Source organism: Agaricicola taiwanensis (assembly GCF_014635245.1).
In the GTDB taxonomy this organism is placed as follows: Bacteria; Pseudomonadota; Alphaproteobacteria; order Rhizobiales; family Methylopilaceae; genus Agaricicola; species Agaricicola taiwanensis.
In genome coordinates this window covers 329313-351223 of the sequence record NZ_BMCP01000001.1, presented here as the reverse complement: position 1 = coordinate 351223, position 21911 = coordinate 329313, and the positions used below count along the sequence as shown (strand labels likewise).

At 63.1% G+C, this 21911-nt stretch carries 22 protein-coding genes; 7 read left to right on the top strand and 15 right to left on the bottom strand.

What is annotated here, in order from left to right:
- Window positions 1–79 precede the first annotated feature (79 nt).
- Window positions 80–349: a hypothetical protein gene (locus tag IEV58_RS01670; protein WP_188407963.1), complete on the top strand. Its 270-nt coding sequence runs from the start codon at window positions 80–82 to the stop codon at window positions 347–349.
- 60 nt (window positions 350–409) lie between these two features.
- Here the strand turns inward: IEV58_RS01670 and typA are convergent, their stop codons facing one another.
- The 5 genes from typA to IEV58_RS01645 form a co-directional block, all read right to left on the bottom strand.
- Window positions 410–2242: a translational GTPase TypA gene (typA, locus tag IEV58_RS01665; protein ID WP_188407962.1), complete on the bottom strand. Its 1833-nt coding sequence runs from the start codon at window positions 2240–2242 to the stop codon at window positions 410–412.
- Between the two features lie 127 nt (window positions 2243–2369).
- Window positions 2370–3491 carry an NAD(P)/FAD-dependent oxidoreductase gene (locus IEV58_RS01660; RefSeq protein WP_188407961.1) on the bottom strand — a complete coding sequence of 374 codons (1122 nt, stop codon included), beginning with the start codon at window positions 3489–3491 and terminating at the stop codon, window positions 2370–2372.
- Window positions 3488–4213: a methyltransferase domain-containing protein gene (locus tag IEV58_RS01655; RefSeq protein ID WP_188407960.1), complete on the bottom strand. Its 726-nt coding sequence runs from the start codon at window positions 4211–4213 to the stop codon at window positions 3488–3490. Before IEV58_RS01655 ends, IEV58_RS01660 begins: the two co-directional genes overlap by 4 nt.
- Window positions 4213–5286, bottom strand: a complete 1074-nt coding sequence (locus IEV58_RS01650) for a type III polyketide synthase (RefSeq protein ID WP_188407959.1) — start codon at window positions 5284–5286, stop codon at window positions 4213–4215. Before IEV58_RS01650 ends, IEV58_RS01655 begins: the two co-directional genes overlap by 1 nt.
- 86 nt (window positions 5287–5372) lie before the next feature.
- Entirely contained in the window at window positions 5373–7313 is a 1941-nt protein-coding gene (locus IEV58_RS01645) for a hybrid sensor histidine kinase/response regulator (RefSeq protein ID WP_188407958.1), read from the bottom strand.
- Between the two features lie 191 nt (window positions 7314–7504).
- Here IEV58_RS01645 and IEV58_RS01640 point away from each other — a divergent pair, with 191 nt between their 5' ends.
- Both IEV58_RS01640 and IEV58_RS01635 read left to right on the top strand, forming a co-directional pair.
- The gene (locus IEV58_RS01640; protein WP_229729115.1) at window positions 7505–8005 is read left to right on the top strand and encodes a pyridoxamine 5'-phosphate oxidase family protein; all 501 of its coding nucleotides are present in this window, start codon (window positions 7505–7507) and stop codon (window positions 8003–8005) included.
- A gap of 77 nt (window positions 8006–8082) precedes the next feature.
- Complete coding sequence (locus tag IEV58_RS01635) at window positions 8083–9147, top strand: ROK family protein (RefSeq protein WP_188407957.1); 1065 nt, start codon at window positions 8083–8085, stop codon at window positions 9145–9147.
- Here IEV58_RS01635 and IEV58_RS01630 read toward each other — a convergent pair.
- Window positions 9144–9896 (bottom strand): HesA/MoeB/ThiF family protein, encoded by a 753-nt coding sequence (locus IEV58_RS01630; protein WP_188407956.1) that lies wholly within the window; start codon window positions 9894–9896, stop codon window positions 9144–9146. The genes IEV58_RS01635 and IEV58_RS01630 overlap by 4 nt on opposite strands.
- 137 nt (window positions 9897–10033) lie before the next feature.
- Between IEV58_RS01630 and IEV58_RS01625 the strand changes: the two genes are divergently transcribed.
- Both IEV58_RS01625 and IEV58_RS01620 read left to right on the top strand, forming a co-directional pair.
- On the top strand, window positions 10034–10429 hold the full coding sequence (locus IEV58_RS01625) for a DUF4112 domain-containing protein (protein WP_188407955.1): 396 nt from the start codon (window positions 10034–10036) through the stop codon (window positions 10427–10429).
- Window positions 10430–10540: 111 nt separating this feature from the next.
- A complete protein-coding gene (locus IEV58_RS01620) occupies window positions 10541–11755 on the top strand; it encodes an argininosuccinate synthase (protein ID WP_188407954.1) in 1215 nt (404 codons plus the stop codon).
- 66 nt (window positions 11756–11821) lie between these two features.
- Here IEV58_RS01620 and IEV58_RS01615 read toward each other — a convergent pair whose 3' ends face one another.
- The 4 genes from IEV58_RS01615 to fabA form a co-directional block, all read right to left on the bottom strand.
- Window positions 11822–12448: a LysE family translocator gene (locus IEV58_RS01615; protein ID WP_188407953.1), complete on the bottom strand. Its 627-nt coding sequence runs from the start codon at window positions 12446–12448 to the stop codon at window positions 11822–11824.
- Between the two features lie 4 nt (window positions 12449–12452).
- Window positions 12453–13307 carry an enoyl-ACP reductase FabI gene (fabI, locus tag IEV58_RS01610; RefSeq protein WP_188407952.1) on the bottom strand — a complete coding sequence of 285 codons (855 nt, stop codon included), beginning with the start codon at window positions 13305–13307 and terminating at the stop codon, window positions 12453–12455.
- A gap of 101 nt (window positions 13308–13408) precedes the next feature.
- Window positions 13409–14626 carry a beta-ketoacyl-ACP synthase I gene (gene fabB / locus IEV58_RS01605; RefSeq protein ID WP_188407951.1) on the bottom strand — a complete coding sequence of 406 codons (1218 nt, stop codon included), beginning with the start codon at window positions 14624–14626 and terminating at the stop codon, window positions 13409–13411.
- Between the two features lie 20 nt (window positions 14627–14646).
- Entirely contained in the window at window positions 14647–15174 is a 528-nt protein-coding gene (gene fabA / locus IEV58_RS01600) for a 3-hydroxyacyl-[acyl-carrier-protein] dehydratase FabA (protein ID WP_188407950.1), read from the bottom strand.
- Between the two features lie 220 nt (window positions 15175–15394).
- Here fabA and irrA point away from each other — a divergent pair, with 220 nt between their 5' ends.
- Window positions 15395–15838 (top strand): iron response transcriptional regulator IrrA, encoded by a 444-nt coding sequence (gene irrA / locus IEV58_RS01595; protein WP_371873612.1) that lies wholly within the window; start codon window positions 15395–15397, stop codon window positions 15836–15838.
- 52 nt (window positions 15839–15890) lie between these two features.
- On the opposite strand, the gene IEV58_RS01590 is transcribed toward irrA, so the two are convergent.
- Entirely contained in the window at window positions 15891–16433 is a 543-nt protein-coding gene (locus IEV58_RS01590) for an SH3 domain-containing protein (protein ID WP_229729114.1), read from the bottom strand.
- 158 nt (window positions 16434–16591) lie between these two features.
- Between IEV58_RS01590 and IEV58_RS01585 the strand changes: the two genes are divergently transcribed.
- Window positions 16592–17590 (top strand): 2-hydroxyacid dehydrogenase, encoded by a 999-nt coding sequence (locus IEV58_RS01585; protein ID WP_188407949.1) that lies wholly within the window; start codon window positions 16592–16594, stop codon window positions 17588–17590.
- 175 nt (window positions 17591–17765) lie between these two features.
- Here IEV58_RS01585 and pnp read toward each other — a convergent pair whose 3' ends face one another.
- The 4 genes from pnp to rbfA all read right to left on the bottom strand — a co-directional run bounded on the left by pnp (window position 17766) and on the right by rbfA (window position 21895).
- Entirely contained in the window at window positions 17766–19904 is a 2139-nt protein-coding gene (pnp, locus tag IEV58_RS01580) for a polyribonucleotide nucleotidyltransferase (RefSeq protein ID WP_188407948.1), read from the bottom strand.
- 175 nt (window positions 19905–20079) lie between these two features.
- Complete coding sequence (gene rpsO / locus IEV58_RS01575; RefSeq protein WP_188407947.1) at window positions 20080–20349, bottom strand: 30S ribosomal protein S15; 270 nt, start codon at window positions 20347–20349, stop codon at window positions 20080–20082.
- A 194-nt stretch (window positions 20350–20543) separates the two neighbouring features.
- Entirely contained in the window at window positions 20544–21494 is a 951-nt protein-coding gene (truB, locus tag IEV58_RS01570; protein ID WP_188407946.1) for a tRNA pseudouridine(55) synthase TruB, read from the bottom strand.
- The gene (rbfA, locus tag IEV58_RS01565) at window positions 21491–21895 is read right to left on the bottom strand and encodes a 30S ribosome-binding factor RbfA (protein ID WP_188407945.1); all 405 of its coding nucleotides are present in this window, start codon (window positions 21893–21895) and stop codon (window positions 21491–21493) included. The genes truB and rbfA overlap by 4 nt, the downstream gene beginning before the upstream one ends.
- Between the last annotated feature and the right edge of the window lie 16 nt (window positions 21896–21911).

Here is a 21911-nt window from a genome sequence, read left to right as displayed (position 1 = left end):
TGTTGCGGCTTGTGATCAATGGGCAGGGAACCCGCAGCCCCCTCCGCATCGTTGACCTCGTGAAGAGGAGTAGACCCCCATGTCCGATGTCGATCCGAAACGCCCTCCGGGCGAACCGATCCGGCCTCCCATCGTCCCCGACGAGCGCGAGGTGCCGCCGCCACCGCCGATCAATGAACCAAGCCCGCCGCCGCCACCGCAGGCGTCCGGCCCCGACAAGACCAAAGACAATCTCGCGGTCGCTGGCGGGGCGGCGGGGATCGCGAAGGGAGCGGCGCGAGAGGCCGTGGACCGCGCGACAGCGTCGCTCGGCGAGAGTGACGACCGCTCCACGCCCGGCCGGCGCTAAAACACCATCCTGCAAAAAAGGGCGCCTCCGGGCGCCCTTTTCAGTCGTTCATGCTGTGGCTTAGCCGACGGCCGCCGCTTCCCGGGCGCGCTCGACCTTCTTGCGCTCATTGGGATCAAGCACGCCCTTGCGCAGGCGGATGGACTTCGGCGTGACCTCGACCAGTTCGTCATCCTGGATCCAGGCCAGCGAACGTTCCAGCGTCATGCGGATCGGCGGGGTCAGGCGCACGGCCTCATCCTTGGAGGTGGTGCGGATGTTGGTGAGCTTCTTGCCCTTGAGGACGTTCACTTCAAGGTCGTTCTCACGGGTGTGCTCGCCCACGATCATGCCCTGGTAGACCTTCCAGCCGGGCTCGATCATCATCGGCCCGCGATCTTCCAAGTTCCACAGCGCATAGGCCACAGCCTCGCCCGGCTCGTTGGCGATGAGGACGCCGTTGCGGCGGCCAGGAATATCACCCTTGTATGGTTCGAAGGCGTGGAACAGGCGGTTCATGATTGCCGTGCCACGTGTGTCGGTCATGAGCTCGCCCTGATAGCCGATAAGGCCACGGGTCGGCGCATTGAAGACGAGACGCAGGCGATTGCCACCGGAGGGGCGCATCTCCAGCATGTCGGCGCGGCGCTCGGACATCTTCTGCACCACGACGCCGGAATGCTCCTCGTCAACGTCGATCACCACTTCTTCGATGGGCTCGAGCAGCTCGCCGGTGGCCTCATCCTTCTTCATGACCACGCGCGGGCGCGACACGGCGAGTTCAAAGCCCTCGCGGCGCATGGTCTCGATCAGGATGGCAAGCTGCAGTTCGCCGCGGCCGGAGACGAAGAAGGAATCCTTGTCGGTGGACTCCTCGATCTTCAGCGTGACGTTACCTTCCGCTTCCTTGAATAGCCGGTCGCGGATGACGCGGCTTGTCACCTTGTCGCCTTCAGTGCCCGCAAGCGGGCTGTCGTTGACGATGAAGGACATGGTAACGGTGGGCGGATCGATGGGCTGTGCCGGCAGCGGCACATCGTTTTCGAGCGCGCAGAAGGTGTCCGCCACCGTTCCCTTGGTGAGGCCGGCGATGGAAACGATGTCGCCTGCTTCGCCCAGTTCGATCGGGCTGCGTTCGATGCCGCGGAAGGCGAGGATTTTTGAGACGCGGCCCTGCTCGATCATCTTGCCCTCGCGATCGAGGACCTTGATGGTCTGGTTGGGCTTGACCGAGCCGGACGAAATGCGGCCGGTAACGATACGGCCCAGGAAAGGATCGGCCTGCAGGATGGTGCCGAGCATGCGGAAGGGGCCTTCTTCGACCTTTGCCGGCGGCACATGCTCGAGCACGAGGTCGAACAACGGCGCCAGCCCCTGATCCTTGGGTCCTTCCTGGGACACCGCCATCCAGCCGTCACGGCCGGAGCCGTAGAGAATCGGAAAATCGAGCTGATCGTCGGTGGCGTCGAGGGCGGCGAAAAGATCGAAGACCTCGTTGATCACCTCTGTCGGGCGGCCGTCGGGCCGATCGATCTTGTTGATGGCGACGATGGGACGCAGGCCCAGCGCCAACGCCTTGGAGACCACGAACTTGGTCTGCGGCATCGGCCCTTCGGCCGCGTCGACCAGAACGATGGCGCCGTCGACCATGTTGAGGATGCGCTCGACCTCACCACCGAAATCGGCGTGTCCAGGAGTATCGACGATGTTGATGCGGGTGTCCTTCCAGACCACCGAGGTGGCCTTGGCGAGGATGGTGATGCCGCGCTCTTTTTCCAGGTCATTGGAATCCATGACACGCTCGGCGACGCGCTGGTTTTCTCGGAAGGCACCGGACTGCTGGAGAAGCTTGTCCACGAGCGTGGTCTTGCCGTGGTCGACGTGCGCGATGATCGCGATGTTGCGAAGATTCATAGAGCGTCCCAAAATCCAAAAAGGCCGCTCCCTCGGGAAGCGGCCAGCTGTTGTTGCGGCGCACATACCCCAAAACAGCACGAAAAGCCAGTGCCGCGGCGCATAAAGCCTATGCGGTGCCCTCAACCTAGTGACTGAGCCGCAACGCGTGACGTGGTAAACGTGTCAGGCTGGCCACATGCGCCAAGGCCTCCGGCCATAAGCGGATGCCTTGTGCCAGCAGCCCCTGCGACCGCTTGCGCACCATGGATTGCGATACGAGAGTTGCCCGGCAAACCGGGGCCCTGACGTCACACGCCAGCCTCTTCTGAAATTCGTCGGCTCCGGTGCCCGCCAGATAAGCGTCCGCCGCGAGCGCGGCACTGTGGAGCGCGATGGCCATGCCCTCTCCGGCGAAAGACGGGATCACCGCGGCCTGATCGCCGAGGCGCCAGATCCCATCCGCCTCACGGCGCACCATCCCGTATGGGATTTTGGCGATCGCCAGCGGCCGGTCGTGGCTCGGAATCGCTCCATCGAGATGTTCGGCGAAGCGGTGCGAGGAACGACACAGCCGGTCGAGCAGCGCCGACCAGGACCGGCCGAGGGAGGCGAAATCGGATTTGCGGACCAGCAGGCAGAGGTTGGCCAGATCATCCTCCACCGGCTCAAGGCCGCCATAGCCGCCAGCAAACATGACGATCTCGACCCGGCCGGCCAAAGCCCGCCGCTGCCTCGGCGACAGGTGGAAGTGAAGCTTCAGTCCGATGAGATCATTCTGCCGGCCGGGGGGCCGCGACCGGCCGCGCAGGTCGTGCTTGCCGCTGGCCAGAAACACCACGCCTCCTGAGAGGGCGATGCCCGAACCGAGATGAGCGGTCGCCCCATTCAGCCCCACATCAAGACGCGTCACCGCCTCTCCCCGCAGGACCTCGGCTCCGGCACCCACCGCGCGATCGAGCATGACTTCGTCCAGGCGACGACGCGACAGGCTGAGAGCGCGGAAGGGGAGCGGATGGGATGCCTCCGCCCTTCCTCCCGACAGGGCAACTTCCGTGATCGGCACCGCGCCGAGCTCTGCTGCGAAGATGCCGAGGTCCTCAAGGTAGGCTATGGCCTCATAGCTCAGGAACTCGCCACAGACCTTGTGATGTGCGCCTGCTTCCCGCTCGATCAGCGTCACCCTTCGTCCGGCCCTGGCCAGCCTGATCGCGAGCGCGGATCCAGCCGGCCCGCCACCAACAATCAGAGCCTCGCGACCGTCTTTCATCGCGGCTGAACCCGGGAAACGCAAAGCCGGAAGGGCATCCACCAATCAGTGTGGACACTACCGGGCTGAATGCCTGCTCTGTCCAGCAGGATCCGCCAGTCGTTCCGAACAAAGGCGCGCGTGATGGAGACGGGGCCATCGTTCTGAACAAAGCGGTGCATGCCCATCAGCCGGGAGGCTGCGCGGAAGAACCAGTAAGGTATGGGATGGCGATGCAGATCGTTCACGAACCAGCCGATCCCCGCCGTCCGCTCCATCCATGTCAGGAAGCGCACCAGGGCGCTGTCATCGAGATGATGGGCAAAGAGCGAACTGACGATCAGATCGACCTCCTGCGCAGGCTCAAAATCGAAGAGATCGCACGTCTGCCACGTGATGGCGCTGTCGGGGGTGCTCGCCTGCCGCGCCGCGCACGCCGACCACGGGTTGAGATCGATGCCGGTGAGGTCGAGCGGCAGAGCACGGCGCCTGCCCCAGCGATCGATTCGGCGGAGCATGTCGCCATAGCCGCTGCCGACATCGAGGATCCGGATCGGGCGGTGCCGTGGTAGGCGGTCGTCACTTGCCAATCTGTCCAGGAAGGCGATGGTCGGACGATAGGCCAGCGTCAGAACATTGACGCGTTCCAGATCGGCGAGGCAGTCCCGGAAGGTTTCGAACTCGCAGTGCGCGGTGTCCATGAGTTCGGGCGTATGCGCCCGCCGTGAAAAGTCCAGGGACATCACGCCGCCCCCGCCGCGCGGAACAGCATGGTCTCAGCCACCAGGCCGGGGCCGAAGGCCATGGCGCAACCTGTCTTTCCAGCCGGATTGGCCCGCATCATCTCCGCCAGAACAAAGAGGACGGTGGCCGACGACATGTTGCCATACCTGCGCAGGACGTCGCGCGAGGAGGCAAGCGCGGCCTCCGGCAGATCCAGCGCAGTCTCAACCGCATCGAGAACAGAACGGCCGCCCGGATGCACCGCCCACAGATCAATCGACGAGGTCGGGCGGTGGTCCAGCATGCGGCCGCTGCCGATTTGAAGCGTCTTGCCTATGCCTCCCGGCACCTGGCCCGAGAGCACCATGTCAAAGCCCACATCGCCGATGTTCCAGGTGATATGGGCCGCGGTTCCCGGTGACAGGATCGCGTGGAAGCGTTCCAGCTCCAGTCCGTGCGGTTCAGAGGTGATGAGAGCGGCGGCGCAGCCGTCGCCGAAGATCATGAAGGTCAGGACCTGCTCCAGATCCTGTGTTTCCTGAAGGTGCAGGGTGCAGAGCTCCACGCTGACCATGAGCACCCGGGCCTCGGGGTCTGACCGGACGATGTGACGGGCGAGCTTCAGACCATTGATGGCGGCATAACAGCCCATGAAGCCAATCATGGTGCGCTCGACGGAGGGGTTTAGTCCAAAGCGTTCCACGAGATCGAAATCGATCCCGGGAGCGGAAAGTCCGGTGCATGAGATGACGATCAGGTGCGTCACGCGTGCCGGATCGCCCAGGTCCAGCCCAGCCACCGCCTCCGCGGCTAGTTGCGGAGCGTCCTGCTCGTAGCGCCGCATGCGCGCCGCCGTCGATGGAAAGTGGCCGAGGGTGTAGAAACCTTCGTCATCGACCGCGTCGTTCCGGCCGGCGGATGCCGGCCGCAGGCAAGACCAGCGGTGATCGATCTGTCCCCGCTCGGCCATCCGCCGGAAAACGATATGACCGCGCCGGTCATGCAGGAGCTTGTCCGCGAAGGACAGAAAGGTCCTGTGCACGTCGTGCGGCGGCACCGCAGTGGCGATCTGATTCACATAGGCCGAATGCAAGGACCTCTCCTGCCGAACACAGGGTTCGAAAGGAGGACAACACCCCGTGATACCGAGGGTTCCGCGTGGCCGCGGAAGCTCAAGGTTCAGCGCGAAGCGGTCACCGCCGCCGCGATGGCCTTCGCCAGCTCCGCCTGGCTGAAGGGCTTGGCGAGCTTCAACAGCGGCTGATCCTCTATGCTCGCCGACATTTCGGCATAGCCGGTCGCGAGAATGACCGGCAGTTTGGGGTGGGTTGCCTTCACGGCGGCCGTGAGCTGCAGGCCGGTCATGTACGGCATGGCCTGATCCGTGATTACCAGATCCACGCGCTCCCCACCTTCGAGGATGTGGAGAGCCCGCTCGGCGGAGGTGGCTTGCAGGGCCTCATGGCCGAGGTCCTCCAGCATCGCCACCGTGTTCATCAGCACCAGCGCATCATCATCCACGGCAAGAACGTGAAGCCTCCGCGCGACGGCCGCGGGCGCCTCCACCGGCTCGACCGAAAGCGGCGAGGTTTGGCCCTCGGCAACGGGAAGCCAAAGCTCGGCGGTTGTTCCCTCCCCTTTGCGGCTTTTCAGGAGGAGGCGCCCGCCGGACTGTTCCGCAGAGCCCTGGACCATGGAAAGGCCGAGCCCCGTACCCTTACCCAATCCCTTGGTTGTGAAAAATGGGTCGGTGGCCCGCGTCAAAACCTCCTCATCCATACCCTCGCCCTGATCCGTCACCGTGAGGCACAGATAACGCCCCGCCTTCAGGCCGTTGGTGTCCACCTGCGACACCGCCTCTGCGCGCGCCGCCACGCGGATGGTACCGCCATCCGGCATGGCATCGCGCGCATTAACGACCAGGTTGAGAAGGGCGGCATCGATCTGGTTGGCATCCGTCAATGCTGGAGGGAGATTGGGAGGAAACTCAAGCTCGAGAGTGATGGCCGGACCGATGGACCGCTGGAGAAGTTCCCTCATGCCGGTGACGAGAGCCCCGATGTCGACGGGTTCGAGCTTGAGTTCCTGACGGCGGGCGAAGGCAAGCATGCGCTGGGTGAGCGCGGTTCCGCGCTGCGCGCCCTGAACCGCATTCTCCAGCAACCGCATCAAGGCGGGATCATCCGGCAGTTTCTTTTTCAAGAGTTCCAGGCTGCCGAGGACGACCATCAGAAGATTGTTGAAATCATGCGCGATGCCGCCGGTCAGCTGTCCGATCGCTTCCGTCTTCTGCGACTGAAACAGTGCGTTGCGAGTCTCTTCCAAGGCCTTCTGAGCCGCTACGCGCTCGGTGACATCGCGTGTGACTTTGGCAAAACCAATGAGTTCTCCGGCTTCATCGCGGATCGCATCGATGATGACATGAGCCCAAAAGTGGCTGCCATCGCGCCGAACGCGGAGAGCTTCCTTTTCGAAACGGCCTTCACGAGCAGCGGTTTCCAGTGCCCGCTGAGGCTCCCCACCGGCACGATCCTCATCGATGTAAAAGCGGGAGAAGTGCTGCCCGATGATCTCGTCCGGAGAATACCCCTTGATGCGCTGGGCTCCGACATTCCAGCTGGTGATGAAGCCGCGAGGATCGAGCATGTAGATGGCGTAATCGGTAACGCCCTGAACCAGAAGGCGGAATTGTTCCTCGCTGCGGCGGAGAGCCTCCTCCGCCTGCTTCTGCTCGGTCAAATCCCGAGTGATCTTGGCAAAACCCAACAGAGTGCCAAGTGAATCCCTTATGGGATCGATGACGATATGGGCCCAGAACCGCTGGCCGTCCCGGCGCACACGCCAGCCATGACTTTCAAAACGCCCTTCCCGCAGCGCCGTCTCGAGTTCATGTTGCGGCAGGTTCGCGCGACGATCTTCTTCGGTATAGAAGGTGGAAAGGTGCTGGCCGAGAACTTCCCAGCTCCGGTACCCCTTCAATCGCTCCGCGCCGGCGTTCCAGCTTGCGATGATCCCCTCGGGATCGAGCATATAGATGGCGTGATCGGTGATCGCCTCCACCAGGAGGCGGTAGCGGCCTTCATCCAGTGAAGATGCCTGAAGGTTTTCACCCTGCTTCATCGTGTTCCGATCCAACGCGCCTACTGTCTACTGCAACCCGACCAAGGTTCAACGAGATTTTGCAGCAGCGGTGCTTAACTGCGGTTGGGCATCTCATTCTTCAACCGCAGCTTACGACGCCTCACTCCATGTCGCGAGGAACCGACTTTCGCCGAAAATGTTGAGAAGACAGTAACAAGGAGGTTTCCGTCGTGGTCAGCCAAACCGACAGAGCACAAACGGATACAGCAAGAGTCTGGGATATCATCGAGAAGATCGACATCGGTATGCTGACGACGATCGCCGGCGGATTGCTGCGGGCGCGGCCCATGAGCAGCCACATCGAGCGAGATACCAACAGTATCTTCTTCCTGACCGATGCGAGCGGCTCCAAGGACGATGAACTGGTGCAGGATCCGAGGGCCTGTCTGTCCTATTCGGAGCCCAAGACAAACACCTATCTGTCGGTTTCCGGCACGGCCGCCGTCGTGCGCGATACGCCCAAGATAAGCGCGCTCTGGGACAAGGATGCCGAAGCGTTCTGGCCCAACGGTCCGGAAGATCCGAACATCCGGCTGATCCGGTTCCAGCCACAGCGCGCCGAATTCTGGGACGGCCCCTCAAGCAGCCTTGTCGCGGGCCTGGAGATGCTTACCGCCAGTGCGACTGGCGAACGGCCGGACATGGGCGAGAACCGGAAGGTTGCCTTCTGACGGTTATTTCCGCGCACCGATGAACCTTGACGCCTGGGTGAGCGTTGTCTCCCGTCTGCCTTCATTTTGGGGAACCCATGTCAGAGAAGAACGACCAGCAGGGCGGCGCCATTGTTCATGGGGCCGGTTCGCTACCCTCTGTTCTGGTCGACAGCTGGAACATCGAACTGAAGGATGGAAACGGCTTCCTGGGCGATCGCGCCAGCAAACGCGCGTTCACCGGGCTTCTCCAGGACTGGCGGGAGAAAACGGCAAAGCTGGGAGCAGATCCTTTCGGAGACACACCCGCCGAGGAGTTGGGCCGCAAGGCCCTCGATAAGATCCTGCTGGAGGGCGACCCGCGCGCGGCGGGCCTCATCCTGAGCGCGATCGAGGACTTCGCTGGCGAGCTTGCGACGGTGCTGCGACGCTTCCTCAAGCTCAAGGAGTGGCAGGGCACCGAGCGTATCGCCATCGGCGGCGGCATGCGCCAGAGCCGATACGGTGAGCTGGTGATCGGCCGCACCGAAGCTCTCCTGAAAGCTGAAGGATTGGGAGTCGAACTCGTCCCCATTTTCCACCATCCCGATGAAGCGGCACTGATCGGCGCCGCCCATCTGGCACCATCCTGGATCTTCAAAGGCCATGAGGCGCTGATCGGCGTCGATATCGGCGGCACCAACATGCGGGCCGGCGTGGTGAAACTGAACCAGGACGAGAAACCCGGTCTGGCGGCCGCCTGCGTGTGGAAATCGGACCTATGGCGGCACGCCGATGAGAAACCGACACGAAACGAAGCGGTCGAACGGCTGGCGAAGATGATCCTGAAGCTCACCGCGGCTGCCAAAAAGAAGGGGCTCGATCTCGCGCCCTTCATCGGTGTCGGTTGCCCCGGCGTTATCCGTGAAGACGGCTCCATCGCCAAAGGTACGCAGAACCTGCCGGGCAACTGGGAGGCGAAAGGCTTTTTCCTGCCAGAGCGGCTGCGCGAGGCCATTCCCGAGATTGGCGGGCATGAGACCATGGTGCTGATGCACAATGATGCCGTCCTGCAGGGCCTGAGCGAGATTCCCGCCATGACTGATGTCGAGAAATGGGGCGTGGTCACCATCGGCACCGGCCTCGGCAATGCTCGCTTCACCACTCGTGCCAAAAAGAACTAGGACGGCACCCGTTCATAAGTGATGCGCTCGAACCTGAGAGAACGCCCATCAATCAGAAGCAAGGTGCCGACGAGCCCTTGACCGAAGCCGACGATTTCGCGCACCGCCTCCAGCGCCATCATGGAGCCGATGATGCCGGCGAGTGCGCCAATGATGCCCGCCTCCTCGCAGGTTGGAACGGTTCCTGCCGGAGGGGGCTCGGCGAAGAGGCAGCGATAGCTGGGGTTACGCCTTCCATGGGGGCCATACTCGTGAGCGCGCAGGGTTGTCAGCCCTGCATCAAATGGCCCGAGCCAGCCTGTCACCAGCGGCCGTCCCACCTCCTCGCAGACATCGGCCACGAGATAACGGGTGGCGAAATTATCCGAACCGTCCAGGACGATATCGTAGGAGGCGATAAGCGCCGCGGCATTGGCGCGATCGATGCGATTGGCGTGGCGCTCGACCACGACGTGAGGGTTGATCCTGGCGACGGCATCCGCGGCGCTGTCGACCTTGGGCCGCCCGATATCCGCGGTCCCATGCGCGATCTGCCGCTGCAGGTTGGACAGCGAAACCTCGTCATCATCGACGATCCCGAGCGTGCCGACCCCGGCCGCGGCCAGATACAGCAAGGCCGGGCTTCCCAGACCACCGGCGCCGATGATGAGAACCCGCGCAGCCTTCAGCTTTTGCTGGCCTGGACCGCCGACGTCGGCCAAGACGATATGGCGCGCATAGCGCTCGATCTCTTCGGGGCTGAAGGCCATGGCGTTCCCGTCCAACCTGCGGAATGACGAGCTTACTTAAGCGCTCCGGGCTCCGCGCGCCACACCAGGAACGGCCGAACTTGCGGTGCGGCTTTTGCATTTCCATATGAAAGGCAACCTTGAAGGATCATGAGCTCATGACGAAAGCCGGCACCTTCGAATATTACGATGCCGCGCGTGACCCCGACCATTCGCGGCTGGGGACCATCGAACGCCTCGACAAATTGTCCCGAATGCTGGACTCGGCCTGGCGCATTCCCGGAACCAATATCCGGTTCGGGGCAGATGCCGTCATGGGCCTGGTGCCTGGTATCGGCGATCTCGCGGGCGCCGCCTTGTCGCTGTACATCGTCATGGAAGCACGGCGCATGAAGGTGCCATCAAGCGTGCTGGCGCGCATGATCGGCAACATCGGCCTCGATACCATCGTGGGCGCCGTTCCCATCGCCGGCAGCATCTTCGATGTGGCCTATCGCGCCAACCGCCGCAACGTGCGCATCCTGCGTGAACATCTGGAGAGCGCGCGCCGATAAAGCCGCCGCGGTCGCTGTCCACTTTCGTCCAAGAATGTCCGGGAAGGGTTGCGCCTTTCAGCGGCGTGGCTAATGTGCGCGCCCAGCAAGGCTCATACCCTCGGACACCCCATGACGAAGAATGTGAAGAAAGTCGTGCTCGCCTATTCCGGCGGCCTCGATACATCGGTCATCCTGAAATGGCTGCAGACGACCTACAACTGCGAGGTCGTGACCTTCACGGCGGACCTCGGTCAGGGCGAGGAGCTCGAGCCCGCGCGCAAGAAGGCGGAGATGCTCGGCATCAAGGAGATCTTCATCGAGGATCTGCGTGAGGAGTTCGTCCGCGATTACGTTTTCCCGATGTTCCGCATGAATGCCCTCTATGAAGGGCAGTATCTCCTCGGCACATCCATCGCGCGTCCGCTGATCGCCAAGAAGCAGATCGAGATCGCGCGGCAGGTCGGTGCGGACGCCGTGGCGCATGGCGCCACCGGCAAGGGCAACGATCAGGTTCGCTTCGAGCTATCCTACTACGGTCTGGAGCCGGAGATCACGGTGATCGCGCCCTGGCGCGAGTGGGATCTCACGTCGCGCACGAAGCTTCTGGAATTTGCCGAACTGAACCAGATCCCGGTGCCGAAGGACAAGCGTGGCGAGGCTCCCTTCTCCGTGGACGCCAATCTCCTTCACTCGTCATCCGAAGGAAAGGTGCTGGAAGATCCGGCCGAGGAAGCGCCTGAATATGTCTATCAGCGCACCATCCCGCCGGAAGAGGCGCCCGATACGCCGACCTACATCACCATCGATTTTGAAAAAGGTGATCCGGTTGCCATCGATGGCGTGAAGATGTCCCCTGCCACGCTCCTGACCAAGCTCAACGAGCTCGGCAAGGCCAATGGCATCGGTCGTCTCGACCTCGTCGAGAACCGCTTTGTCGGCATGAAGTCACGCGGTGTCTATGAGACCCCTGGCGGCACGATCCTCTACGCAGCGCATCGCGGCATCGAGAGCATCGCGCTGGATCGCGAGGCGGCCCACCTCAAGGACAGCCTGATGCCGCGCTATGCGGAACTGGTCTATTATGGCTTCTGGTTCACGCCCGAGCGCGAGATGATCCAGGTGCTGGCCGACAAGAGCCAGGAGTTCGTCACCGGACAGGTGCGGGTGAAGCTCTACAAGGGCTCGGCCACCGTTGTCGGCCGCACCAGTCCCTATTCGCTCTACGACCAGGACCTCGTCACCTTCGAGGAAGGCGCCGTCGCCTACGACCATCGCGACGCTCAGGGCTTCATCAAGCTCAACGCCCTGCGCCTGCGCAGCCTGAAGAAGCGCGAGCGGCGCTGATCCGGCAGTGAACGCCAATGAAAAGGCCGGTTCGCGAGGACCGGCCTTTTTCGCATTCGGAAGAGCTTAGCGCTCGAAGGCCAACCGTCCGCCGAAAACCATCATGATGGCTCCCACAACAGCCACGACGACGCGCTTCAGCGGCGATTCCCGCTGCGCGAAAGGGGTCAGCCGCAGCAGAACACCGAACGTGGTGTAATAGGTCGCCGACAGGGCCACCATGATGCCGACGCCTGTCAGGCCGATGGCCAGCGGCTTTTCCGCAAGATGGGTGACCGCGAAGAGCGACGTCACGAAAACGAGCGATTTCGGATTGGCGAGATTGGTGAGGAGACCGACAACGAAAGCGCGGCGTGGCGAGATCTCCATGCGCCTCGGCAGGTCCGCTGCGTTACCGGCAGGCCTGAGGCTCCCCCGCATGATCTGGAAGCCCTTCCAGGCAAGATAGGCGCCGCCAGCGATCTTCACGGCACTGGCGAGCGGAGGAAAGGTTTCGAACAGCCACAGCAGGCCGAACAGACCCGCCGCGCCCCATACCGCCGTGCCGATGATGATGCCCAGCGCTGCCATGACCACCGCCGCGCGTGATGACGACATGCTGATGGCCGCGAACAGCATCATGTTCGGGCCCGGTGTGATCACCGCCACGAGCCATAGGGCGGCGAGCGACAGAAGCGTGTCGGCGGTCGTCATGACCTCACTCCGCGGCGCTGCGTGCCTCTGCTGCCTGTTCCGCGGCCTCTTCGGCCGCGTCCACGGTCTTCAGCGCCTCCGGCCGCGGCATGGACATGATATTATACCCGCTGTCGACGTAATGCACCTCGCCGGTCACGCCGGAGCCGAGATCGGACAGGAGATAAAGGGCCGCCCCCCCTACCTCATCGATGGTGACGGTGCGGCGCAGGGGTGCGTGGCGCTTCTGGTAATTGAACATGAGCCGGGCGTCGGCGATGCCGGCGCCGGCCAAAGTGCGCACCGGACCGGCGGAGATGGCGTTCACCCGCACGCCCTGCGGGCCGTAGTCGGCAGCCAGATAGCGGACGCTCGCCTCCAGCGCGGCCTTGGCGACCCCCATCACATTGTAGTTCGGCATCACTCGGGTCGAGCCACCATAGGTCAGAGTGACCATGGAGCCGCCCTCGGTCATAAGTTCGGCCGCGCGCTTGGCGATCTCGGTGAAGGAGAAGCAGGAGATCAACATGGTGCGCGAGAAGTTCGCGCGGGTGGTGTCGGCGTAACGGCCCTTGAGTTCCGCTTTATCCGAATAGGCAATGGCGTGCACCAGGATATCGAAGGTGCCCCACCGCTCCTTCAACGCGGCGAACACGGCATCGACTGAATCGAGGTTCTCGACATCACAGGGAATGACGAAGTCCGAACCGAGGCTTTCCGCCAAAGGCGCAACCCGCTTGCGAAGCGCGTCGCCCTGATAGGTGAAGGCGAGGTCGGCGCCTGCCCCGGAAAGCTTCTTCGCGATGCCCCAGGCGATGGAGTGATCGTTTGCGACGCCCATGACAAGGGCGCGCTTGCCCGCCAGAAGTCCTGCCACCATTGCGGAGTCTCTTTTCTCTGCCAGTTTAACGAGCGTTGTCTATAGCGACAGCCGCTGGGACGTCCCAATCACCATTCGTCTCGATCTGTTTCGAGATTAGCTCAAGCCTCGAAACGCTGGAACACGAGCGAGGCGTTGGTGCCGCCGAAGCCGAAGGAGTTGGACAGGACCCGCTCCAGCTTCGCGCCGTCGACCCGTTCACGCACGATCGGCATGTCTGTGAAGGCGGGATCCAGGTCTTCGATGTTGGCGCTCTCGGCGATGAAGCCATTGCGCAGCATGAGGAGCGAATAGATCGCCTCCTGCACGCCGGCCGCACCCAGGGAGTGGCCGGTAAGGGATTTCGTCGCCGAGATGGGCGGGCAGTCCTTGCCGAAGACCTCCCGCATGGCCTCGATCTCCTTGAGGTCGCCAACCGGTGTGGAGGTGGCATGCGGGTTGATATAGTCGATGCCGCCCTTCACCGTCGCAAGCGCCTGCTTCATGCAGCGCACCGCGCCCTCGCCTGAGGGCGCCACCATGTCATGGCCGTCGGAGGTGGCGCCGTAGCCGACCAGCTCGGCCAGGATGTTGGCGCCGCGGGCTTTGGCGTGCTCGAGCTCCTCCAGCACCATGACGCCGGCACCGCCGGCGATCACGAATCCATCGCGATTGGCGTCATAGGCACGCGAGGCGACAGCCGGACGATCGTTGTAGCCGCTGGACATGGCGCCCATGGCGTCGAACAGCACCGACAGGGTCCAGTCGAGATCCTCGCATCCACCGGCGAACATGACGTCCTGCTTGCCGAGCTGGATCTGCTCGGCGGCGTTGCCGATGCAATGGGCCGAGGTCGCGCAGGCCGATGAGATGGAATAGTTGACGCCCTTGATCTTGAAGAAGGTGGCCAGCGTCGCCGAGGCCGTGGACGACATGGCTTTCGGGACGGCGAAGGGCCCAACGCGCTTAGGACCCTTTTCCCGCGTCACATCGGCCGATTCCACGATCACTCGGGTGGAGGGACCGCCCGAACCCATGATGATGCCGGTGCGGTCGTTGGAGACCTCATTCTCTTCCAACCCCGCGTCGCGGATCGCCTGGTCCATGGCGATGTGATTCCACGCCGTGCCGCCGCCGTGAAAGCGCATGGCGCGGCGATCGACCATCTGCTCGGTATCGATCTGCGGCGCGCCGTGAACCTGGCAGCGGAAACCCAGCCGTGCATAGTCGTCGGCGAAGGAGATGCCCGATTTCGCCTCGCGGAGGCTGGCAAGGACTTCCTGCGTGTTGTTTCCGATGGACGAGACGATACCCGTCCCCGTAACGACGACCCGGCGCATGATGGCTTCTCCGTAGTTCCTCAGGCGGACGCCGTCTCGGCCTCGGCCTTGAACAGGCCGACGCGCAAGTCCTGCGCCCTATATATGACTTCGCCATCCGCTTCCAACCAGCCATCGGCGATGCCGAGAACCAGCTTGGAGCGCATGACGCGCTTGAAGTCGATGCCGTAGACGACCTTTTTGACCGAAGGAAGAACCTGGCCGGAAAATTTCAGTTCGCCAAGACCAAGCGCGCGGCCGCGGCCTTCGGAGCCCAGCCAGCCGAGATGGAAGCCGACAAGCTGCCACATGGCATCAAGGCCGAGACAGCCGGGCATCACCGGGTCGCCCTTGAAATGGCAGTCGAAGAACCAGAGATCCGGCTTCACGTCCAACTCCGCACGGACCATGCCCTTGCCGTTGGCGCCGCCCTCTTCGGAGATCTCGGTGATGCGATCGAACATCAGCATGGGAGGCAGCGGCAGCTGGGCATTGCCGGCGCCGAACAGCTCACCTCGGCCGCAGGCCAAAAGATCCTGGTAATCGTAGCTCGATTTACGTTCGCCCATGCTGGTGCCGCCCTTAACAGTTTCGTGTTCATCTTTTGCGGGGCGCACCTCTAACACGAGCTTTGCCTTGGCGAAAAGCGGGAGGACGAACTGCTTAACGGTTATCGCGCTAAAATCTGCGATCCCGGGACGCATTGTCTTCCTGTGAATTTCCAAGTATGAACGCTGTAACTTGAGGCAATAACTGACCGCTATGGATACGACCAATACACATCGTCCCGTGACTGACGCGAACTGCGGCCTGCGGCCGACCATGTGCGTTGCCCGCGATGTTGCCGGCATGCTGCGCAAGGCCAGCCTGCGCCCGACCCGACAGCGCATCGCCCTTGGACGCCTGCTGTTCAGCAAGGGCGACCGGCACATCACCGCCGAGGTGCTGCACGAGGAGGCGCTGCTCGCCCGCGTGCCGGTCTCACTGGCCACGATCTACAACACGCTCAATCAGTTCACCGATGCCGGCCTGCTGCGGCAGGTGGCCGTCGATGGCGCCAAGAGCTATTTCGACACCAACACGGGCGATCACCACCACTTCTATCTGGAAGGTGAGAACCGCTTGGTGGACATCCCGGATGATTCCGTCACGGTCGACAATCTGCCGTCGCCGCCCAGCGGCTTCGAGATCGCACGGGTCGACGTGGTGGTTCGGCTTCGCCCCAAAGGCTGAGGTCTCACCGCAAGAATTCTAAAAGGCCGCCTCTGGGCGGCCTTTTTTACGATCAGTTGAATTTTTCGCCGGGATAGGCGCCCCAGAGGCGATCCTGACGGATCCAGCCATCAAACCCGCTGCCGCTCAGGCGGCACCAGCTTCCCGTACAACGGGAGATACTGGCCAGGACACCCGCCTCGAGAGAGGCGGTGACGCGGCTGTTGTCGCTGTCGTCGGAATGGAGCTCATAGAGCTTGCCCGGGTCCCAGGGGGCGACGACCGCTGTGCGGCGGCCGGACAGGAGGCTGTGGTAGACCCAGCCTTCAGCCCCGTCGGCGTCTCTGATCCGCCGCCAGTTCTCATATTCCGCGACGATCTCCACAGGCAGGCCTTCGCGTTTGAACATCCAGGCGATCTGGTGTTCCACCGTGGGTCCACGTCGCACGTTGACCTGATTGGATTTCAGACTCACAAACCGGGGAACGGGCAGACCGCTTGCGCCGATCACACCGCCGACGACGGGCTGCGCCGAGGCTCCGCTTCCAAGTGAAAGCAGCGCCAGTGTGACCGCCGCAACAAGAGAAACCCCAAGCTTCATATTCGAGCGTATCATCCGCTCCCACCATTCACTTTCCACGATTGTCTTTCCGGGGAGCATGTATGACACTCCGCGCGATCCGGCGGCGGCGAGCCCGGCGCCGGGGAGACTTTCCACCGTGGGTGTTTATACCCCGTTAACCAGCACGTCCCCGCCTGTTATCCGGATAACGCATGACCCGCAAGAAGCCCTTGATCGTTGTCACCCGCAAGCTGCCGGAAGCCATCGAAACACGTATGCGTGAACTGTTCGACACGCGGCTCAACATCGAGGATGTGCCGATGACCCGCGAGGCCTTGCGAGCCGCCGTCGCGGAGGCGGAAGTGCTGGTGCCGACGGTGACGGATACGATCGACGCGAGCGTGATCGAAAAAGCCGGGCCGAACCTCAAGCTGATTGCCAATTTCGGCAACGGCGTTGACCGCATCGATGTCGAGGCGGCGCAGGCGAAGGGCATCACCGTCACCAACACGCCAGGCGTCTTGACCGAGGACACCGCCGACATGACCATGGCGCTCATCCTCGCCTTGCCGCGACGGCTGACGGAAGGCGCAAGGATCATCCCTGAAACCGAGGACTGGCTCGGCTGGTCACCCACCTGGATGCTCGGTCGCCGGCTTGGCGGCAAGCGCCTCGGCATTGTGGGCATGGGCCGCATCGGCCAGGCCGTGGCCCGGCGCGCCAAGGCCTTTGGCCTGCAGATCCATTATCACAATCGCAACCGCGTCCTGCCCGCTGTCGAGGATGAGCTGGAGGCGACCTGGTGGGACAGCCTGGACCAGATGCTGGCACGGGTCGACATCGTCTCCATCCATTGCCCACACACGCCAGCCACCTATCATCTGCTTTCGGCGCGACACCTGAAGCTGCTCAAGAAGGACGCCGTCATCGTCAACACCGCGCGTGGCGAGGTGGTGGATGAAAACGCTCTGGCACGGATGCTGGAAGCAGGGGAGCTGGGCGGCGCGGCGCTGGATGTGTTCGAAGGCGAGCCCGCCGTGAACCCCAAACTCGTGAAACTTGCCAGGAAGGGCAAGGTCCTGCTGATGCCGCACATGGGCTCTGCGACCCTGGAGAGCCGGATCGACACCGGCGAACGCGTCATCCTCAACATCAAGGCCTTCATGGACGGCCACCGCCCGCCGGACAGGGTTCTGCCAAGCATGCTCTGATACAGGCTCCGGGGGTCGTACACCCGCTTTCATTACCCTGTGGCTGGTGTGTGTGAGCGGGACGGCTGAATGGCCGCCGTTCATGACCGCTGCCGCGCCATGTCCTGGCGTCCCGCGCTCACTCAAATAAAAAGGGCGCCTCAAGCGCCCTTTTTTGTTTCAACGTTTAGACCGATCAGCCTTCAGCGCTCTCGGTTTCCTTGGCGCCCTCCAGATCGGCGCCGGTTTCCTGATCAACCGCCTTCATGGACAGGCGCACCTTACCGCGCTCGTCGAAGCCGAGCAGCTTGACCTTGACCTTGTCGCCTTCCTTCAGCACGTCGGACACCTTGCCGACGCGCTCCCTGGAGATCTGGCTGACGTGCACCAGCCCATCCTTCGGGCCGAAGAAGTTCACGAAGGCTCCGAAATCGGCGACCTTCACGACGGTTCCCTCGTAGATCGTGCCGACTTCCGGTTCCGCCGTCAGTGACTTGATCCACGCCAGCGCGGCCTTGATGGCCTTGCCGTCGGAGGACGCCACCTTGACGGTGCCGTCGTCCTCGACATTGATCTTGGCGCCGGTCTTCTCGACGATCTCACGGATCACCTTGCCGCCGGTGCCGATCACATCGCGGATCTTGTCGACCGGTATCTTGATGACCTCGATGCGGGGGGCGTGCTCGCCCAGCTCGGGACGGGCTTCCGTCAGCGCCTTGGACATCTCGTTGAGGATGTGCACGCGACCGGCATGAGCCTGACTCAGCGCAACCTTCATGATCTCTTCGGTGATGCCGGCGATCTTGATGTCCATCTGAAGCGCAGTGACGCCTTCGGACGTGCCGGCCACCTTGAAGTCCATGTCGCCGAGGTGGTCTTCATCACCCAGGATGTCGGAGAGGACGGCGTATTTCTCGCCCTCAAGGATGAGGCCCATGGCGATGCCGGCCACCGGACGCTTCAGCGGAACACCCGCGTCCATGGCAGACAGGGAGGCACCACAGACGGTTGCCATGGAGGAGGAACCGTTGGATTCCGTGACCTCCGAGACGATGCGCAGGGTGTAGGGAAATTCGTGCTTCTCCGGCAGCACGGGACGCACGGCGCGCCATGCCAGCTTGCCGTGGCCGATCTCGCGGCGGCCGGGACCACCCAAGCGACCGGTTTCGCCCACCGAGAAGGGCGGGAAGTTGTAGTGCAACAGGAAGGTTTCCTTGTAGGTGCCTTCCAGAGCGTCGATGAACTGCTCGTCCTCTCCGGTGCCGAGCGTCGCCACCACCAGGGCCTGCGTTTCACCACGGGTGAAGAGCGCCGAACCATGGGTGCGCGGCAGGATGCCGACTTCCGAGGTGATGTTGCGGACCGTCTCGAGATCGCGGCCGTCGATGCGCTTGCTGGTGTCGAGAATCGACCAGCGAACGATCTTTGCCTCAAGCGACTTGAAGATCTTGCCAAGCACTTCCGGCTTCGGCGAGTTCTCGTCGCCTTCGACCACCAGTGCCTCGATGACCTTCTTCTTGGCCGCAGAGACAGCGTCGTGACGCTCGCTCTTGCCGACGATCTGGTAAGCGGCACGCAGGTCCGCCTCCGCCAGTTCGCGGACCTTGTCTTCCAGTGCCGAGGTGTCCTTGACGTCGAGAGCGCGGGGCTCCTTGGCAGCCTTCTCCGCAAGGCGGATGATGGCGTCGATCACCGGCTGGAAGCCGGCGTGTCCAGCCATCACGGCCTTCAGCATCACATCTTCCGGGAGCTCTTTGGCTTCCGATTCCACCATCAGCACCGCGTCGGCCGTGCCGGCGACGATGAGGTCGAGGGCGCTGTCGGCCATCTGGTCGATGAACGGATTGACCACCAGCTCGCCGTTGATGTAGCCGACACGGGCGCCGCCAATCGGGCCCATGAAGGGCGCGCCGGACAGGGTCAGCGCGGCCGATGCTGCAACCATGGCAACGATATCAGGATCGTTTTCCTGATCGTGGCTGAGGACGTTGATGATGATCTGGGTGTCGTTGCGCCAGCCGTCGACGAACAGCGGCCGGATCGGACGGTCGATGAGGCGGGACACCAGTGTCTCGCGCTCGGTCGGCCGGGCCTCACGCTTGAAGTAACCACCGGGAATACGTCCCGCGGCATAGTATTTTTCTTGATAATTGACCGTCAGCGGCAGGAAATCGATCCCCGGCTTCGGTTCTTTGGCGGCCACGACAGTGGCCAGCACGGTGGTGTCACCGTAGGTGGCGACGACAGCGCCGTCGGCCTGACGGGCAACCCTGCCCGTCTCGAGGACGAGCTTACGTCCTGCCCATTCCAGCTCTTCGCGTTGGATATCGAACATCTATTTTCCGTTTCATGGCTTCGGACGGCCCAAAAGCCATGAGCAAGACGGCAGGACGCACCGATCTTGCACGGGCAATCCCCGAACCAGATGCGTCCAACGATCCTGCCATGGCTTTCCGTCCATCAGGTTTGGCGCGCGCGTCCACCGCCCATCGGGGACGCGCGCAAAGGCATCAGCGGCGAATACCGAGCCGCTGGATCAGCGTCTTGTAACGCTCTTCATCCTTCGACTTGACGTAGTCGAGAAGGCTGCGGCGCTGGCTGACGAGCTTCAGGAGGCCGCGACGCGAGTGATTGTCCTTCGCGTGGGTCTTGAAGTGTCCGGTCAGATTGGTGATGCGTTCGGTCAGGATCGCGACCTGGACTTCCGGCGAACCGGTGTCGCCTTCCTTGGTGGCATATTCCTTGACCAATTCAAGCTTGCGTTCGGCAGTGATCGACATCGGGCACTCCTTAAGGTCAGAACAATCTGGCGGTCCTTCCGCCGAGCCCCCATGGCAAGGCCGGGATGTCGTCCAGCCACGTCATGAGTGCGCGCGCATTCCATAGTCCTATTCGCAGCAAATAGCGAGTCGCGTCGCTGCGGCGCCGGGCACCAGGGCCTAGTGTTCCTCCCGCCAGGTCGGCGGGCAATCCGTCACAGGCCCTCCGGGAGCCGGAACACGCGACGCGGATGAAGTTCGGCGCCTTCGATATCGGCAAGCGCCACCAGCTGCGTGCCGGTGCGCACCGACACCGTCCCGGTCAGGATTGGCGCGTCCCGCCCGCGCAGCAGCACCGACTGGCCCCGCATCAGACGGGCGGCATCGCTGCGGCTGATGGTGACGGCAGGGATCTCATCCAGCGCCGTGTCGACGGGCAGCAGGATATTCTCCTGCGTTCCAGCCTCGGCCTGCCGTTCCAGTTCCTCAAGCAAGACCATATGCTCGAACTTGAACGGACCAACCGAGGTTCGGCGCAGGCCGATGACGTGTCCGAAACAGCCGAGCGCGCGGCCCATGTCGCGGGCCAAAGCGCGCACATAGGTGCCTTTGCCGCATTCGGCCGAAAATTCCGCTGTGACCTCGTCGGGCATGGCCACGAGCTTGAGATCATGGACCTCGATGTCGCGGGCCTGCAGTTCCACGGCTTCGCCATCGCGCGCGAGATCGTAGGCGCGCTCACCGGCGATCTTGATTGCCGAATAGCGGGGCGGGATTTGGGAGATCAGCCCGGTAAAGCGCGGAAGAAGCGCCTTGATGGCGTCCGCCTGCGGGCGTACCTCCGAGGTTTCCACCACCCGGCCCTCGCTGTCGTCGGTGTCGGTCTCCTCGCCCCAGCGAACGGTGAAGAGGTAGGTCTTGCGGCCATCCATGGCATAGGGAACGGTCTTGGTCGCCTCGCCGAAGGCGATCGGCAGGCAGCCGGTCGCCAAGGGGTCGAGCGTCCCGGCGTGGCCGGCCTTCTTGGCGCTGAAAATCCGCTTCGCACGCGCCACCGCATGCGTGGAGGTCATGCCGGAGGGCTTGTCGAGGATCAGCCAGCCGTCGACGTCGAGTTTCTTGCGCCGCGGCTGCAGCGCCGGCGCGGTTTCAACCTCATCACTCATTCGTCGTCCTCGCCCAAATCGCGCTGAACCGCGTCAGAGCGCAGAATGGCGTCGATCTTGGCCCCTTCTTCAAAGGAGGTGTCGGCGCGAAATCGGACTTCCGGCGTGTATTTGAGCTCAACCTGACGGCCGATCTCGCCACGCAGGAATTTGGCGTTGCGGTTGAGGGCCGCCACCACCGCGTCGACCTCACGGCCACCGAGCGGCATGACGAAGCAGGTTGCCAGCTTCAAATCTGGCGTCATGCGCACTTCCGGCACGGTGATGATGTGCCCGGCGAGTGCGGGGTCCTGAATGTGCCCACGCGCGAGAGCCTCGGCGAGGGCGTGACGGACGAGTTCGCCAACGCGCAGCTGGCGCTGACTCGGCATTCCGCCACCGCTCTTGGAACGGCCGGCCATAAGTTCACTCCGATCA